Annotated in this window: 20 protein-coding genes and 1 tRNA gene; 6 read left to right on the top strand and 15 right to left on the bottom strand. The window is 67.9% G+C overall.

Annotated features, from left to right (window positions below; translation table 11 throughout):
- Positions 1-16: 16 nt before the first annotated feature.
- Positions 17-259: a hypothetical protein gene (locus D3261_RS15755; protein WP_120074000.1), complete on the top strand. Its 243-nt coding sequence runs from the start codon at positions 17-19 to the stop codon at positions 257-259.
- 11 nt (positions 260-270) lie between these two features.
- Here the strand turns inward: D3261_RS15755 and D3261_RS15750 are convergent, their stop codons facing one another.
- The 5 genes from D3261_RS15750 to D3261_RS15725 form a co-directional block, all read right to left on the bottom strand.
- Entirely contained in the window at positions 271-738 is a 468-nt protein-coding gene (locus tag D3261_RS15750; RefSeq protein ID WP_120073998.1) for a universal stress protein, read from the bottom strand.
- Between the two features lie 95 nt (positions 739-833).
- On the bottom strand, positions 834-2,069 hold the full coding sequence (gene ilvA / locus D3261_RS15745; RefSeq protein ID WP_120073996.1) for a threonine ammonia-lyase: 1,236 nt from the start codon (positions 2,067-2,069) through the stop codon (positions 834-836).
- 219 nt (positions 2,070-2,288) lie between these two features.
- Positions 2,289-3,593, bottom strand: coding sequence for an ABC transporter substrate-binding protein (locus D3261_RS15735; RefSeq protein ID WP_120073995.1), 1,305 nt, complete (start codon positions 3,591-3,593; stop codon positions 2,289-2,291).
- Between the two features lie 38 nt (positions 3,594-3,631).
- A complete protein-coding gene (locus tag D3261_RS20730; RefSeq protein ID WP_233554017.1) occupies positions 3,632-3,919 on the bottom strand; it encodes a helix-turn-helix domain-containing protein in 288 nt (95 codons plus the stop codon).
- Positions 3,920-4,329: 410 nt separating this feature from the next.
- The gene (locus tag D3261_RS15725) at positions 4,330-5,640 is read right to left on the bottom strand and encodes an MATE family efflux transporter (protein WP_199694035.1); all 1,311 of its coding nucleotides are present in this window, start codon (positions 5,638-5,640) and stop codon (positions 4,330-4,332) included.
- Between the two features lie 173 nt (positions 5,641-5,813).
- Between D3261_RS15725 and D3261_RS15720 the strand changes: the two genes are divergently transcribed.
- Positions 5,814-6,899: a GTP-binding protein gene (locus tag D3261_RS15720; RefSeq protein ID WP_120073991.1), complete on the top strand. Its 1,086-nt coding sequence runs from the start codon at positions 5,814-5,816 to the stop codon at positions 6,897-6,899.
- A gap of 12 nt (positions 6,900-6,911) precedes the next feature.
- Here D3261_RS15720 and D3261_RS20420 read toward each other — a convergent pair whose 3' ends face one another.
- Positions 6,912-7,067: a hypothetical protein gene (locus D3261_RS20420; RefSeq protein ID WP_192928014.1), complete on the bottom strand. Its 156-nt coding sequence runs from the start codon at positions 7,065-7,067 to the stop codon at positions 6,912-6,914.
- Positions 7,068-7,149: 82 nt separating this feature from the next.
- Positions 7,150-7,944 (bottom strand): MOSC domain-containing protein, encoded by a 795-nt coding sequence (locus tag D3261_RS15715; protein ID WP_120073989.1) that lies wholly within the window; start codon positions 7,942-7,944, stop codon positions 7,150-7,152.
- A gap of 91 nt (positions 7,945-8,035) precedes the next feature.
- Here D3261_RS15715 and D3261_RS15710 point away from each other — a divergent pair, with 91 nt between their 5' ends.
- Genes D3261_RS15710 through D3261_RS15700 form a run of 3 tightly spaced genes read left to right on the top strand, consistent with a single transcriptional unit; the run spans position 8,036 to position 11,468 of the window.
- The gene (locus D3261_RS15710; protein ID WP_120073987.1) at positions 8,036-8,740 is read left to right on the top strand and encodes a helix-turn-helix domain-containing protein; all 705 of its coding nucleotides are present in this window, start codon (positions 8,036-8,038) and stop codon (positions 8,738-8,740) included.
- A 51-nt stretch (positions 8,741-8,791) separates the two neighbouring features.
- Complete coding sequence (locus D3261_RS15705; protein ID WP_120073986.1) at positions 8,792-10,210, top strand: APC family permease; 1,419 nt, start codon at positions 8,792-8,794, stop codon at positions 10,208-10,210.
- Positions 10,203-11,468, top strand: coding sequence for a M20 family metallopeptidase (locus D3261_RS15700; protein ID WP_120073984.1), 1,266 nt, complete (start codon positions 10,203-10,205; stop codon positions 11,466-11,468). The genes D3261_RS15705 and D3261_RS15700 overlap by 8 nt, the downstream gene beginning before the upstream one ends.
- Before the next feature lie 4 nt (positions 11,469-11,472).
- Here D3261_RS15700 and D3261_RS15695 read toward each other — a convergent pair whose 3' ends face one another.
- Positions 11,473-11,796 carry a hypothetical protein gene (locus D3261_RS15695; RefSeq protein WP_120073982.1) on the bottom strand — a complete coding sequence of 108 codons (324 nt, stop codon included), beginning with the start codon at positions 11,794-11,796 and terminating at the stop codon, positions 11,473-11,475.
- Between the two features lie 131 nt (positions 11,797-11,927).
- On the opposite strand from D3261_RS15695, the gene D3261_RS15690 reads away from it, so the two are divergent.
- On the top strand, positions 11,928-12,605 hold the full coding sequence (locus D3261_RS15690) for a TrkA family potassium uptake protein (protein ID WP_120073980.1): 678 nt from the start codon (positions 11,928-11,930) through the stop codon (positions 12,603-12,605).
- Here the strand turns inward: D3261_RS15690 and D3261_RS15685 are convergent.
- From D3261_RS15685 to D3261_RS15655, 7 genes are all read right to left on the bottom strand, one after another.
- Entirely contained in the window at positions 12,602-13,096 is a 495-nt protein-coding gene (locus D3261_RS15685; protein WP_120073979.1) for a DUF5813 family protein, read from the bottom strand. The two genes, D3261_RS15690 and D3261_RS15685, sit on opposite strands and share 4 nt — an antisense overlap.
- Positions 13,097-13,152: 56 nt before the next feature.
- Positions 13,153-13,533 (bottom strand): hypothetical protein, encoded by a 381-nt coding sequence (locus D3261_RS15680; RefSeq protein ID WP_120073977.1) that lies wholly within the window; start codon positions 13,531-13,533, stop codon positions 13,153-13,155.
- Between the two features lie 84 nt (positions 13,534-13,617).
- Complete coding sequence (locus D3261_RS15675; RefSeq protein WP_120073975.1) at positions 13,618-14,457, bottom strand: aldo/keto reductase; 840 nt, start codon at positions 14,455-14,457, stop codon at positions 13,618-13,620.
- Between the two features lie 120 nt (positions 14,458-14,577).
- A tRNA-Leu gene (locus D3261_RS15670) sits at positions 14,578-14,662 on the bottom strand.
- A 50-nt stretch (positions 14,663-14,712) separates the two neighbouring features.
- Complete coding sequence (locus D3261_RS15665) at positions 14,713-15,048, bottom strand: ferredoxin (RefSeq protein ID WP_120073973.1); 336 nt, start codon at positions 15,046-15,048, stop codon at positions 14,713-14,715.
- Between the two features lie 89 nt (positions 15,049-15,137).
- Positions 15,138-15,578: a PIN domain-containing protein gene (locus D3261_RS15660; protein WP_158589408.1), complete on the bottom strand. Its 441-nt coding sequence runs from the start codon at positions 15,576-15,578 to the stop codon at positions 15,138-15,140.
- Positions 15,571-15,864: an AbrB/MazE/SpoVT family DNA-binding domain-containing protein gene (locus D3261_RS15655; protein ID WP_120073969.1), complete on the bottom strand. Its 294-nt coding sequence runs from the start codon at positions 15,862-15,864 to the stop codon at positions 15,571-15,573. Before D3261_RS15655 ends, D3261_RS15660 begins: the two co-directional genes overlap by 8 nt.
- Positions 15,865-15,896: the final 32 nt, after the last annotated feature.

The raw sequence follows: 15,896 nt of genomic DNA, 5'->3' as shown, positions 1-15,896 counted from the left end.
TCCATCGGTTCGGCCGATGACCTCTCTTCGACATACACCCGGTCCCGACGCGGCAGCGGCGTTCTCCCTCGGTATCACGACCGTCGCGACGGTCTCGCTCGCGAGCCTCGGAACGCTCATCTGGCTCGGCGTGCTGGCGGTCTTCGAGGCGGCTCTCGTCGCCGTGCTCGGGCTGCCGGTCGCGCTGCTCGTGGTCGCGTGTCTCCTCAGCGTCTGGCTCGGTTACGACAAGGACGCGACGGACGTGGCGCTCTCCTGAGACCGGATCGGTCAGTCGCTGCCCGTCTCGGCCCGACGGGCTTCGGCCTCGGTCACCTTCGTCGAGATGACCGGGACGGCCGAGGTCCGGACGACCTTCTCGACGATGGTGCCGAGCAGCGCGCCGAACCGGCCCTGATAGCCGGTCCCCATCACGATGGCGTCGAGGCCCTCGTCGTCGGCGTACCGGACGATCCGCTCGTGGACGGTGCCGGGTTTGACCGCCGTGGTGCACTCGACCCCGGCGGCCGCCGCCATCTCGCGCACCTCCTCGGTCACGCGCTTGCCGTAGGCCTCGTACTCCTCGCGGACCTGTTCCTCGTCGTCGCGGATCGAGAGGGCACGCGGCACGCCCGGCAGGTCCATCACGTAGAGCGTGTGGACCGTCGCGTCCAGCGCGGCCGCGAGTTCGATACCGTGCTCGGCCGCCTTCCGGGCCTCGTCGCTCCCGTCGGTCGGGATCAGGATTCGGTCGTACATCGCGATTGCTCTACGAGACCGTCCAACACGCTGTGTAATGGGTGTTTCGACGCGCCGGCCGGCGTTCGACGGACGAGAGCGATCACCGAGGGCTCTCAGGCGTTCTCGTGGCTCACCTCGTAGCCCTCCTCGCGGATCGAGTCGATGATCGCGCGGGCGTGACCCGCGCCGCTGGTCTCGACCCGAAAGAGGAGGTACGCCTCGCCGACGTCGAGTTCGGGGGCCGAGCGGTCGTGGCGCACGGTGCGGATGTTCGCGCCGTGGTCGGCGACGATGTTCGAGAGACAGCCCATCTCGCCGGGGCGGTCGTCGATCCGGACCTGGAGCCGGAGGATCTGCTGGCGGTCGGTGAGCGCGTGGACGAGCACGGTTCGAAGCATCGTCATGTCGAGGTTGCCACCGCAGAGCAGCGCGAACACCCGTTCGCCCTCGACGTTGAGCTCCTCGCCGAGGAGCGCGGCGACCGACGCCGCACCCGCCCCCTCGACGACCTGTTTCGCCCGCTCCATCAACAGGAGCACCGCCTGGGCTATCTCGTCGTCCGAGACGGTGACGACCTCGTCGACGTGTTCGTCGATCAGCGAGAGGGTGAGCTCCGAGATCCCGCCGGTCGCGATGCCGTCGGCGATCGTACTCACCGAATCGAGGGTCACCGGGATCCCCTTGTCGAGGCTCTCGTGGACCGTCGCGGCCCCCTCGGCCTGGACCCCGACCACTCGGGTCTCCGGTGAGAGATGGTTGTACGCCGTCGCGATCCCGGAGATGAGCCCACCGCCACCGATCGGTACCACCACCGTATCCACGTCGCGGTCCTCACACATCTCGATCCCGAGGGTGCCCTGGCCCGCGACGATCGCGGGGTCGTCGTAGGCGTGGACGAACGTGGTCGCGTCGTCGTCGACCAGGCCCTGGGCGTGGGCCATCGCGGCCTGGAAGTCACGGCCGACGAGGTCGACGTCGGCACCGTAGCCCCGGGTCGCGTCGACCTTCGCCTGCGGGGCGTCGGTCGGCATCACGATGGTGGCGTCGATCCCGAGCCTCGTCGCCGCGAGCGCCACCCCCTGAGCGTGGTTGCCGGCGCTGGCGGCGACGACCCGTTCGGTCCCGCCGTCCGCCGCGAGCTGGGCGATCGTGTTGTACGCCCCGCGGGTCTTGAACGAGCCCGTCCACTGGAGGTGCTCCATCTTCAGCGAGACCTTGCCGCCGGTCATCGTATCGAGCGACGTGCTCCGCTCGACCGGGGTGTGCTTCACGACCGAGTCGTCGTCGAGGCGGTCGCGGGCGCGCTCGATGTCGGCGAACGTGACGGTCTCCGAAGGCTGGTCGGTCATCTGTCGGTGTGGTTCGTGGTGGTCATCGGATCGTCTTCTCGTTGTCGGGGTCGAACAGCGGTTCGTCGCGTACCGTCGCGGGATACGACCGGTCCCCGGATCTCGACCGGTCCGGGAGCGTGTTCCATGTACTCATACCCCTCGACTGCCGTCCCTCGGGACATAAATCCCGAGGTGCATTATCTCAACCGCTTATTCCGTGGCCGGGACACGGCTCGGTCAGTCGTTCCCAGTGAGGACGTTCGCGACCCGCCCGTGGTCGAACAGCTGCTCGTCGGGACCGAACTCGGGATAGGGATCGCCGTCCCGGTACTCGGGCCACTCGCCGAACTGGTCGGGGTAGAGCTCCTTTGCGGTCATCTCGGTCTGGAAGAGGTTCATCAGCGGGCCCTGCCACCGCGTCCCCTGCGGGTAGACCCGGTCGTTCCCGACGGCGGTCAGCTCGCCTCCGACGGGGTCGTTTTCGAGGTTTCGTTTCAACGCACCGAAATCGACCGTCTCCGTGACCGTCCACAGCGCGAGGATCACGTCCGGGTCGGCCGCCAACAGCGCCTCCAGGTCGATCTGGCTGAACGGCCCCGAGAACCCCTCGTCGCCGAAGGCATCGGTCGCGCCGAGCGGACGGGTGTGGGCGTTCCAGTAGCCGGGCGCGTTCAGCCGGAGCCGGTAGATGTCGGCGAGGTCCTCCGTAACGGAGATGTACGCAACGCTCGGCCGCTCCGATTGCTGCGGGATCCCCTCCTCGACGGTCCCGAGGAGGTCGTCGTGGACGGACGCGAGCGCCTCGTAGCGCTCTCGCGCCCCGTACAGACTCGCGACGCGGTCGAACAGCTCCCACAGCGTGGTGTACTCGTAGCCGTCGGTCCAGCCCTTCGGGGGCGTGGCGTGATAGCTGCTATAGTAGTTCCCGAACCACGGGCCGACGTTGTTCGTGACCTCCTCGACGTCGCTTCGGGACCAGTTGTCCTCCGTGGTCACCCACGCGGGGTCGACGAGGTGGAGGTCGCTGTCGAGTTCGTAGAGCCGCTCCTTCGAGAATCCGTACTCCCCGGCCTCGTCGGCCCACTCGATCTCGAACCCGTCGAACTCGCCAGTGAAGTACGCCAGCCCCTCGGCCGTGCCGTCCCACCAGAGGTTGTTGATGGTGTCACCCTGCCCGAGCGCGCTGGCCATGTCCGGGAACCACGGGAAGTGGGTGAAGACGTTCTCCGGCGGCGCGTCGAGCGCGACGGTCCCGACCGGCGACAGCTCGGCGGTGTAGCTTGACCCCGACGCCGTCCCGGTTTCGGCCGCCGTCGACCCCGTCGCCTCCCCGGTCGACGTCGAATCGGTGCCGGATGCCGTCGCCGACGATCCGGTTGCTTCCCCCGTCGACGTCGGTCTACCAGCCTGTTCCGTCGAGCCCGAGCCACCGTTCGACTGCCCGCTACACCCCGCGAGAAGCCCGCCGCCGATGATGGCACCGCCGTACTTCACGTACTCCCGACGCGTCGGTCGCCCGCTCGATGGGTCACTGTCCGCCATACTTTTAGGCGAGCCTAATGCGTAATAGCCGTTCTGTTTTAGGATGGCCGAAAAGCGGGATCCATCCCCGTCCGCGAGGATTCACGCGAGTGCGGAAGGAAGCGGTTCTCCGCGGGCGGTGCCGGGCCGATTACTTCCCCCTCGACCAGCACCGCCTCGATGAGTTCGGCGAGCGATATCCCGCGTGGTTCGTCGAAGTAGCCGCTCTCGTAGGCCGCGAGCAGCGCGTCGCGCTGGGCGTCGGTCAGCGTCGTCGATGCCGAGCGTCCTGAAGGGCTGATGACGGAACAGTCGCCGCAAGTCGAACGTGATGCCGTCGCTCTCACAGGCGTCCCAGAGCCCCGAGAGGGCTTCTCGGTCGGTGAACTGCACCCGAATCACCCATCCCCGACCGTCGCTCACGGCGTCGAGCATCAGCCCGCCGAGTTCGAGCGCCGCCGGTGAGACGAGTTTGGTCCCCGGCGGGTGACGGATCCGATAGACGGTCCCTGCGTCGGCGTTCTCGACGAGGAAGAAGAAGAGGCCGGTTCCGCGTCGGTCGTCGAGTGCGGGATGACCTGGATTGTCACGGTCAGCCCCACGGCCGCCACCTCCGGTTCCGCGACCGGCCGTCGGTGGTTGCCAACACACACCATACGAGCGACGTGAGATATACGAACACATCGAAATCGCCGGTTCGGCTGGATCGGGGGTTAGAACCCCAGAGCTTCGGAACGAAGACGGGGATACGGTGCCGTCAGTCGTCGGCGGTGTCGCGTGCGGCCATCATCCCCACGGCGCGGCTCGCCCACCGGGAGGTGGCGAAGCCGACGAACACGACCGCGGTCATCCAGACGTACTGGCCGGCGACGGCGGCGTAAGCACCCTGCACGCCCCAACCGAGTTCGACACCGAGGAGCCACGTCCCACCGACCAGGATGCCAAAAACGCCGGTGACGCGGGCGACCAGCGGGATCCGGGTCTCGCTCGCGCCGGAGAGCGCTCCCGAGAGTACGATGAAGCCCGCGAGGAAGACGGCGCTGAGGCCGTAGACGCGAGCGAACCCCGTCGCGTAGGGGAGCGCGTCGGGCGAGCCACTCGCGAGCAGTCGGACGGCGTCGGGTGCGAGGACGAACAGCGCCACGCCGACGATGCCGACCGTCATCGTGCTCAACCCCGTCGTCGCCCAGCCGCGATACCGCGCCGTGCCGGGGTCGCCGTCGCCGAGCGCCTGGCCCACGAGAACGCTGGCGGCGGTGCGATAGCCCCGCGAGAGCGGGCCCGTGACCTGCTGGTAGACCCGGCGACCGATCTGGAAGCCCGCGTTGACCGGCCGGCCGAAGCCGAGGAGGAGGGCGTTGAACGGGAACTCGGCGACCGTAGCGGCCAGCCCCTCGGCGACCTTCGGGGCGGCGACGACGACGAGCTGGCGGGCGACGGTCGGGTCCGTGGGCCGGACCAGCCGGAGGTCGGTGCGGGAACTTCGGATGGCGGCGACGAGCAGGCCGGCCGAGAGCACGTTCGAGACCGCCGTCGCGCCGCCGACGCCGAGCACGCCGTACTGCTGAACCCCGAAGAGTCCGAGCCCGAAGACCACCGACCCGGTGATGTTGGTGACGTTCGCGAGGCCGGTGACGTACATCGGGGTCCGGGTGTCGCCGGCCCCCTGGAGCGCGCGGGCGGCGACCAGCGAGACGTGGCGGGCGGGTGCGGTGGCGAGCACGACACCGAGATAGGTCGCACCGAGCGTTACGACCGTTCCCCGCGCGCCGAACAGCCGGATGAGCGGCCCCCCGAAGCCGACCCCGACGGCGGCGATCGGGAGGCCCGCGACCAAGCCCATCGAAAGCGCGCTCGACACCGCCTCGGCGCGGTTGGCGTCGGCCCCTGCACCGGTGTCCTGACTCGAAAGCGCGATCGCGGCACTCCCGAAGCCCAGCCCGATCCGCAGCGGGATCCGACCGTAGAGGTCGGCGAGCCCCACGGCGACAACCGCCGCCGGCGAGAACGTCGCGGTGACGAGCACGTCCACCGTGCGCATCAGCGTCCGGAGCACCTGCGAGACCATCACGGGCCACGCGAGCGCGAGCACACGCCGCCACGTGGCGACCAGCCTTCCTGCCACGACCCTCCTCGTCACCGGTCACGCAAAGCGGTGTGGGTCCCGGAACGGAACCCGCGCGCCGTCGCTACACCCGATGTCGTTGGAAGACTGTTGGTGCTCGAACTCCTGGAGGAAGTATGACGACCGACCCGATCCCCGTGACCGTCCTCAGCGGCACGCTCGGCGCGGGCAAGACCACGCTCCTCAACCGCCTGCTCGCCGACCCCGGCGACCGCGAGGTCGCGGTGGTCGTCAACGACATGGGCGAGATCAACGTCGACGCCGACCTCCTCTCGCGGTCGTCGGACGACTCGGGGATCGTCGACCTCTCGAACGGCTGCATCTGCTGTCGGCTCCGCGACGACCTCCTGACCGAAGTCGTTCGGCTGGCCGAGGAGCGCGAGTTCGACGCGCTAGTGGTCGAATCCTCGGGGATCAGTGAACCCGTCCCGGTCGCGCGGACGTTCACCGAGGGTACCGACGAGAGCGACGTCGACCCCACGGCGTACTACCAACTCGATACGATGGTGACGGTGCTCGACGCCTACGGCTTCTGGAAGGAGTTCGACGCCGGCGCGTCGCTCCCCGATTCGGCCGACCCCGAGACCGACCGCCCGCTCGCCGACGTGTTGGTCGAGGGGATCGAGTTCTGTGACGTCCTCCTGTTGAACAAGTGCGACCTCGTGCCCGACGAGCAGCTGAACGCGATCGAGGCGACCCTTCGAACCCTCCAGCCCCGTGCCGAGATCGTCCGGACCACCCACGCCGACATCGAGCCCGAACGGGTTCTCGACACGGGTCTGTTCGACTTCGAGGCCGCGACCCGGTCGGCGGGCTGGAAGCGCACGCTCGCGGGCCACGACCACGAGGGTGAATCGGCGGCCGAGCAACATGGGGTTTCGTCGTTCGTCTACGAACGCGAGCGGCCCTTCCACCCCGAACGGCTCGACGCGTGGCTCGACGCCTGGGACGAGGGCGTGGTACGCGCGAAGGGGGTCTTCCGGCTCGCGGGTCGCGAGGACGTGATGGGGCTCAACCAGGCCGGGCCGTCGGTGCAGGCGGGGCCGATCGGGACCTGGCGCGCGGACGACGACCGACGAACCCGGCTGGTCTTCATCGGCACCGAAATGAACGGAGACGAGATCGTCTCGGCGCTCGACGACTGTCTCGTCGGCGACGAGGAGCGCGGGGACTCGTTCGCCGATCCGTTCCCGACGGCGTAGCGGTGTCGAGCGCTACGGCGAAACCTGGTCACGGAGCTCGTCCCACGACTCGTTGAAGCCGTAGTTCGACTCGGCCTCGCGCTCGCGTTTCGTCGCGTTCTGGTAGACCTCGTCGTACTCGAGGAGCTTCGACCAGCCCTCCATGTCGTAGCTACAGTAGATACACATCCTGTCCGAACTGGGGCGGCAGGGTGAATAACGTTTGTGCGGGTCGGCGACCGGCTTCCCCTTCGTTCGAGTCCCCAGCGGGCTACAGCCGTTCCTCACCGACTATCTGAACTTCATCGCCGACGCGAACCTCGCCGCCGCGTTCGGCGGGCGACACGGTCGTGTTCACCATCAGCCGGAAGTAGTGGTCGAACCGCGTCGTGTCAACCCAGTCGGGAAGCGTCGCCTCGCGCCGCTCGATGAACGTCGGTCTGAACTCGGGCATCTCCTCGCCCGTGTAGGGATCCCGGCTCGGGACGACACAGCGCTGGCAGGGGTTGACCCCCGTGAACGTGACGTCGCCGACCGCGAACGCGACCCCGTGGTCGCGGTCGCCCACCAGCCTGTCCTCCCAGAACGCCGGAACGCCGTCGACTTCGAGGTTCGCACGGAACCGACGGCGGACGTTCTCCGTCGTGAGTCCGGGGTACCACGACGCGACCGTCTCGATGGTCGCGGTGGAGATCACCGTCGGTCCGGCGAGGTCGGTGTCGTCGGGATAGCTCCCGCCGTCGGCATCGACGAGCTGGGCGTCGAGCCCGAAGTGCTCGCTCAGATACGCTTCCAGCCGGTCCCGGTCGGCGTCGAGGTCGAACCGGCGCGCCTCGGGGCCACCCTGTCGTCGCACCACCACCTCGTTCGCCACGCGGTCGAACGACGTCCGGAGCCGGTGGACGGCGGGGGTTCGTTTCCCGTTGACGTACTCGCCCTCGGCGTCGAGGATAGCGTACCGACGGTCGCCGTCGAGCGCGCCGCTCTCGCCAACCTCGGCTCCGGGGACGGTCGTCGGGTCCAGTGATTTGATGGGGTAGAGCGAGACCCGCGCGAGCCGTGCCATTGGTAGGGGAGTCCCGCGCGGGGGGATATAAGCTCGGATCCGCCCCCGGACCGGCGAACGGCTTTTGCGGTTCGTCGTTCTACCGACCTCGATGACGCCTCGGGAGGGAACGGGTCTGCGGGTGACGCTCGACATCTGGCACCCCGACTGCTGGACGCTCGCGGTCACCGAGGACAGCGATGCCGGCCTCCTCGGACACGGCGTCTACACCATCGACGGCTCGGCGACCGGCCGGTTCACCGTCTACGGCGAGACCGACGCCGAGACCGAGGCGCTGGTCGAGGCGGTACGGGCCTCCCCCCTCACCGACTCCGTCTGGGAGACCGACGGCGCACACGTCGCCGGGCTCCACGCCGTCGACGAACCCGTTCCGGGGAACGCGAGTCGGGGGATCGTGGTCCGGTACGAGATCGAGAACTCGATCAACGACGCGCTCGTCTCACGCGGCTTCATCCCGGACGAACCCGTCAGGATGCACCACGGGCGGGAGTACTGGACGGTGTTGGTCGACGCGGACCGGGAGACGGTCGCCGCGCGGATCGCCGCCGTTCGCGAGGAGATGGACGCCGAGGTTCGCATCGAGGACATCGCCGTCGCCTACAGCGCCACCGGCGTCCTGCCTCTCGACGACCTCTCCGAACGCCAGCGCGAGGTCTTCGACCTCGCACGCCGCCGGAACTACTACACCTGGCCGCGCGACGTGAGCGCCGCCGACCTCGCGACCGAACTCGGGGTCTCGAAGGCCACCCTCCTCGAACACCTCCGGAAGGCCGAGGCCAAACTCCTCGGACGTTGATCCTCTCATGATAGGGGGTCGTGTTATGCCTCCACACTAGCGTGGTACCGTATGGCACACAGCGGTGGGAACGACGACCGGAGCCTCTCGCGCGACATCGGCGCGCTCGGGGCGATGAGCACGGTGGTCGCGGGCACGCTCGGCGCGGGGCTGTTCGTCACGCTCGGCACCGCGAGTTCGACCACCGGGCCGAGCGTCATCCTCGTGGTGGTGGTCGCCGGACTGCTCGCGACCGCCATCGCGGTCAACTACAGCTGGATGGCGACCGTCTTTCCGGGGGCCGCGGGGTCGTACGCCTACGTCTCGCGAACGCTCGGGAACCGCTTGCCGGGCTTTCTGGTGACGTGGTCGAAGTGGCTCGGCTACATGGCCGCCGACGCGGTGCTCGCGATCGGGTTCGGGAGCTACCTCCAGGTGTTCTTCCCCGACCTCATCGCGGGCGAGGGCGAGATCGCGCTCGTCGGCTTCGGGCTGCTCACCGTGCTCTTCCTCGTCAACCTCGTCGGCTCGCGTGGCTACAGCATCGCACAGAACGTCATCTTCGGGCTGCTCGTGGTCTCGATCCTCGTGCTCGTCATCCCAGGAACCCTCCACATCGAGACCGCGAACTACCAGCCCTTCTTCACGGGCGGCGCGGACGGCTTCCTCGCAGCCGCCGTCCCGCTCTTTTACGCCTACATCGGCATCGCGGTCGCGGGGCAGATGGGGGCGGAGGTCAAGAACCCCTCCCGGAACCTCCCGCTCGCGATGGTCGGCGGCACCCTCGTGCTCACCCTGCTCTACATCTGGACCGCGGCGGTCATCTACGGTGTCGTCGCGGATTACACCATCCTCGCGGACTCGGCACGCCCGCTCGCCGACGCCGCCGAGACCTTCCTCGGGGCGAACGGTTCGGCCATCGTCGCTATCGGTGGGCTGCTCGCTACGGCGTCGAGCGTGAACGCGATAATGGCGGCGGGGATCAAGATGCCGTACTCGTGGTCGTGGGACGAGGTGTTCCCGCGGTGGTTCTCGGCCGTGAACGACCGCTTCGGCTCGCCACACTGGTCGTTGCTCACCCTCTACGTCGTCTCCTCGGCGCTGACGTTCTACTCGGCCGGGCTCGACCAGGCCATCAAGATCGCCACCTTCAGCTACCTCATCGCCTACTTTGCGGTCTCGGTGACGTTGCTGTACGCGCGTCTCACCCGCCCCGACGTGGTCGAACGGGCGGGCTTCGACCTCGGCGGTGGCCTGTACCTCTCCGGAGCCGTGGGCGCGCTCGGTGCACTCGCGCTGTTCACCCAGGCCTACCAGGGCTCGCTCGCGATCTACGTCCCGTGGCTACTCGTCGGGCTCGTGGTGTTCGGGATCTACTGGTACCGGGGTCGCCAGGCCGGCACCGACGTCGGGGCGATCCTCGACACCCTCCCGGGGGTTCCCTCCGCGGAGTACGACCCGGATATCCAGGAGACGACCGCCGATGACTGATCCGAGCAGCCGCGAGACCGCCGATAGCGACGCTACCGACGGAGAAGAAGACGCTATCCGGACCGTTACGGAGCGCATCGACCACGAGGAGACGATCGATCTCCTCCGAGAACTCGTGCGGATCCGGAGCCCCTACTTCGAGGAGGACGCGATCAGCGAGTTCGTCTTCGACTGGCTCGACGCTCGAAACCTCGACCCCGAACGCCACCCCGTGAGCGAACCCGCCCTCACTGGTTTCGAGGGGAACAACGTGCTCGCGCGGCTTGACGGCTCCGACCCTGACGCGCCGACGCTCCTCCTGAACGCCCACATGGATACCGTGAAGATCGTCGAGGCGTGGGAGGAGGACCCGCTCTCGGGGCGCGTCGAGGACGGCAAGCTCTACGGCCAGGGCGCGTGCGACATGAAGGGTGGGCTCGCGGGGATCATGACCGCCTTCGACGCGCTCGCCGATGCCGATCTGGCGGGAAGCGTGATTTTCACGGCTGTCGTCGACGAGGAGGGGCCCTACGGTCTCGGCGCGAACCAGTTGCTCCGGGATGGTATTACCGACGAGTGCGACGCCGCGGTCGTCACCGAACCCGGTCCGATCCTCGCCCAGGAGGATATCGAGAACCCCGCGCTCCTCCTCGGCGCGCGCGGCCGGTTCCTCTACGACATCTCGGTCGCTGGCAAGGCTGCACACGGCTCGCAGCCCGACAAGGGGGTCAACTCGGTGGCGGACGCGGGGCGGCTGGCGGCCGCGTTCGAGGACCTGGCGGTCGGTTCCCACGAGCAGCTCGGCGACGGCTCGGTCTGTCCCCTACAGATCGAGGGCGGCGGCGAGACGCTTTCCGTTCCCGAAGCCTGTCGATTACTGGTCGACCGCCACGTCGTCGTCGGGGAGACCGAGGACGTGGTTCGGGCCGACGCCGAGCGGCTGGTCGAGGACCTCGACCTCGGCTCCGACGTCGAGATCGACTTTCGGGAAGCGCCCGCACCGGACGTCCGCTACGGGCCGTACGTCACCGACCCGGACGAACCGCTCGTGGGTGCGCTCACGAGCGGCGTCGAAGCAGTGACCGGCGAGGAACCGGCCATCGGCTACTTCTCGAGCGTCGGCGACTTCAACTACTTCGGTCACCGGGCGGACCTTCCGACCGTTATCGTCGGGCCCGACGGCGAGAACATCCACGGGGCCGGCGAGTTCGTCTACACCGACGAGGTGGTCGAGGTGGCGCGGATCGTCGCCGGGGGCTGTGTTTCGTTGCTCGGTTGATTTCTCACCCGTCGAACCCGTCGGGGAGGTCGACCTCGTCGGGTGCGGGCATCCAGAAGACGTCGATGGCGACCCCGAGCGCGAACGGCAGCGCGACCACGAGGGCCACCACGGCGGTCGGGGTGCCGAGGTTCGGGCCGAGTCCGACCGGACCGGTGAGGACGAGCGCCACCGCCGTCTCGACGGTGGGAACGAGCACGAGCGTGTAGGCCGCGACCCCCCACCAGGTGGCGAGCGTGGCCCGGAGGATGCGGGTGCCGACCGCCGCGATACCGGTGTTGACCACCACCACGGCCAGGAGCCCGACGAGGTCGACGACCGAGACCATGTCGTCTCTCTGGCCCGAACCACCTTCCGGATGTCGGAACGGGTCGACGGCGGCTGGTCGGGCGATCCCGTTCGGACTGTGGCTCGATTCGGTGAGTAAAGCTATTGACCGTCCTCGCTATAAGAGGTGATATGCAATTCGTCATCGTGGGCGCTGGCCGGGTCGGACTCCGTACCGCGAGGGTGCTCGCCGACGAGGGCCACGAGGCGACCGTGATCGACAACGACCCCGAACGCCTCCAGGGGCTCTGGGGTGACCGTCTCGAGATCGTCGACGTCGTCGACGGCGACGGCTCGCGCGAGGAGGACCTGCTGGAGGCGGGGCTGGAGGACGCCGATGCGGTCGGCGCGCTCACCGGCGACCTCACCACCAACTTCGTCGCCTGCATGATCGCCAAAGCCCACGGCTGTCGCACCGTGATGCGCTCGGACGACGACTACTATCAGGACATCTACCGGAAGTACGCCAGCGACGTCGACGAGGTGGTCTACCCCGAACGCCTCGGCGCGATCGGCGCGAAGAACGCCCTCGTCGGTGGCTCGATCCGTGCGATCGCCGACATCGCACAGAACCTGCAGCTGGTGGAGTTCACCGTCACCGACGACTCGCCGATGCTCGGCTACACCATGAGCGAGCTCGAACTCCCCGGCGACGCCGACCTCCTCGCGTTTGGGAAGGCCGACGAACAGCTCGGGCTCCCCCGCGAGGACGACTCGCTCGAAGTCGGCGACCGCCTCGTCGCGCTCGCGGATTTCGACGTCCTCGGCGACGTCCGGCAGGTCGTGGTCGGCGAGCGCGCGTCCGCCTAGAGCGGCATCGGCCCGCGGTCGCCCTCACCCTCGCTGTCCCCCTGCGTCCGAGCACGCGCGAGCAGCCCCGCGACGGGCGGCAGGTACGAAAAGCCCGGAACGATCCCCTCGACGTAGGTTCCCTCGACGTACTCGGCGAGCACCTTCGCCGTCTCGGCGGCCACCCGCGGCTCCTCGTGGTCGAACGCGAACTCGACGACCACGAGGCCGTCCTCACGTTCGACGGTCGGTTCGGGCACCGATACGTCGGAACGAGCCGCGCCGTCGGCGTCGTCGAGGCGGAGGCGAAACGTCTCGAACCAGCCGTCGTCGAGAACGTCCTCGACCGGCTCCTCGGTCGCGCCGTCGAGCGTCGGGACGATGACCTGGACCCGATAGCCGTCGCTGGCGGGGGCCGCTCGCGCGTCGAACGGCGTCGTCGTCAGCTCGTACCACTCGCCGTCGCGCTCGTAGGCGTCGTGGGCCGCGAACGCGTCGTGTGTCTCGGTCATACCCCGCGTTCGGCGGTCGGCGGCAAAAACGCGTCGTCACTCGATTTCACCAGCGGTCAGCGGTCTTCGAGAACCGCGACGACCGCGCTCGCGACCGCCTCGAAGTCGCTCATCGTCAGACCATCCGTCGTGACGAACACCCCGTCGCGGTCGGTGGTGATCCGGAGAAGGTAGCCGTTCTCGAACACCCGGATGGTGTGGCGGTAGGCCCCGAGTTCGGAGCTCCGATAGGCGTCGCGGGTGTTCTTGAAGTCGTGCCACTCGTGGCCGATGAAGCTCATCACGTCGGCGTCGCGTTCGAGGTCATCTCGGAGGTAGAGCTGGTCGTAGTCGGTGCGGGTGAAGTAGGTCACCGACCGGAGGCGGTCGCCGGTTGCGGTGCGGGCGGCGGTGACGACCTGGTCGGCGACGTCCTCGACGAGGAGTGTGGAAGCCATTGGTCGGACCGACATGGGGAATCGTGATAAAATCGTCGTTCCGACGGCACGGCGACGCCCGAGGATTCGATCTGCTCTCGGGCGTTACTCGGCGATCCCGTAGACGTCGCCGGTCCAGTCCTTCGCCGGGTGGTCGTAGACGGGTTGGTCGCGGTCGATCCCGTTCAGGCGCTGGTGGTCGTCCTCGTCGAGTTCCCAGTCGAAGAGCTGGCCGTTCGACTCGATGTGGTCCGGCGAGGACGACTTCGGGATCACGACCACGCTCTCCTCGACCGCCCACCGGAGGACGACCTGGGCCGGGGTCTTGTCGTAGTTCTCGGCGATATCCTCGACGGTGTCGTCGCCGAGGACGTCCGTCCGGGCGAGCGGGGCCGCGGCCTCAACGGCCACGTCGTTCTCCCGGCAGTACTCGACGAGCTCGGGCCGCTGGAACCAGGGGTGGAACTCGATCTGGTTGACGGCGATCGGGACGTCCGCGATGTGGAGGGCGTTGCTGAGTTGGTAGGCGCTGAAGTTCGAGACGCCCACGTTCCGGACCTTCCCCTCGTCGTGGAGCGTCTCCATCGCGTTCAGGGTCTCGCGCAGCGAGATCGCCGGGTTCGGCCAGTGGATCAGATAGAGGTCGAGATAGTCGGTCCCGAGCCGGTCGAGCGAGTCCTCACAGGCCTCGATCACCGAGTCGTAATCGAGGTTCCCGGGCAGCACCTTCGAGGTCAGGAAGAACTCCTCGCGGTCGTAGTCGGCGAGCACCTCGCCGATCTCGCTCTCGTTTCGGTAGCCCTCGGCGGTGTCGACGTGGGTGTAGACCCCGTCGAGCCCGGCGCGGACGGAGTTCTGTACCGTCTCGCCGTCGATGTCCCAGGTGCCAACGCCGATCATCGGCATCTCGTCGCCGCTCGGCAACGTCACGCTCGGTACTGACATGGGCGCGAATTCGCCCGACGGCGACTAAATCGTTCCGGAAGTCGCAATCCGGGAACCGAGCCGAGTCCAGACGTTCGAGGCGGTGAACTGGAACGGACGAACTGATCGGTCGAAATGGAGTGCGAGGGATGCGATTTGAACGCACGAACTCCTAAGAGACCGGGTCTTAAGCCCAGCGCCTTTGGCCAGACTCGGCCACCCTCGCGCAGTAGGGAGTTCGTCCGCGCGCGAAAACCCGTTTCGGTTACTGCCGGGCTACCAATCGACCGAGAGCGAGCCGTCGCCCGCCGGGTCGGGCGCGATCTCCTCGTTCGTCCGGCGATCGACGACGTGTATCACACCCCGGTCCTTCTTCGCGGGACAGACCTCGGCGGCCTCGATGTTGTCCTCCAGCGCGGACTCGTCGATGAAGTAGGATTCGGGCTGGGCGATCCCGGAGGTGAGGTTCATCGTCCAGTTCTCGGAGACCTCGGCGCACTTGCCCGCCGCGATACACTTGTTGGCCTCGAAGATTATCTTGTAGGGTTTCTCCTCGACCGGCGGGGCGTCGTGCTCGCCGATGTCGCTGGGGTCGACGGGTTCGTCGGGCATGTGTTCGATCGTACCTCGACGGTCTTTGCGCTTGCCGTTCGAACGCTCCCACGGCACACGATGGGATCGTCCACCGTTTCGCGCCGAGGCTACGCCGGTTCGTCGCGGATCCGTTCGATTCGAATCGAGACCGGGAGGTCGGCGAAGTCGTCGTCGGCACCCACCACGAGCGTCGCGCCGGCCGCATCGGCAAGTGCCACCGCGAACGCATCACCGAGGGCGATGCCACCACCCGCTTTCACTCGTGCCGCCGTCTCCCACGACTCGGTCGTGGGTCGAAGCTTGCACCCACCGTCCACGATATCCCGAACCTGGGTTCGACCGGTGGCGAGGTCGTCAGCCGTGGGTCGCCCATCGGTTTCGAGCCACGCGATCTTGTACGTGACCTCCGTCGCAGTGACCTCGCTCATGAGACCGGTCGCATCGCCGTCGTAAACCCCCGTCAGCAGCGACTCGACACGGTCCGCGCCGGGTTCGTCGTAGCAGTACGCGATCAGCGGCTCGGCGTCAAACACGTAGGTTTCACTCATCGCCATCCGGGTTCGCCACGTCGCGCGGCCGCTCTTCGACGCGTTCGGAATCGCGAAACTCCTGAAGCTTCGCCGTGATTTCGCCCCGCTCGTACTCGTCGGTGGCGAGTCGACCCCGGAGCTCTGACGGTCGTGGAACGGGCTCGACCACGATCTCGCCCGCCTCGCTCTCGCGGAACCGAACCCGTCCTGGGGTCTCGATCCCGAACTTCTCGCGGAGTTGCTTCGGGATCGTCGCCTGCCCCTTCGCCGACACTCTGACGACGTCACGAGTCGTACCGCTCATGAGTAATACTTCGAGCGGAGTGGTACCTAAGC

Origin of the sequence: Halococcus sp. IIIV-5B, from assembly GCF_003602035.1 — an archaeon.
Lineage (GTDB): Archaea > Halobacteriota > Halobacteria > Halobacteriales > Halococcaceae > Halococcus > Halococcus salsus.
The sequence above is the reverse complement of the archived record's forward strand: the minus strand, read 5'-3'. Positions and strand labels throughout refer to the sequence as shown.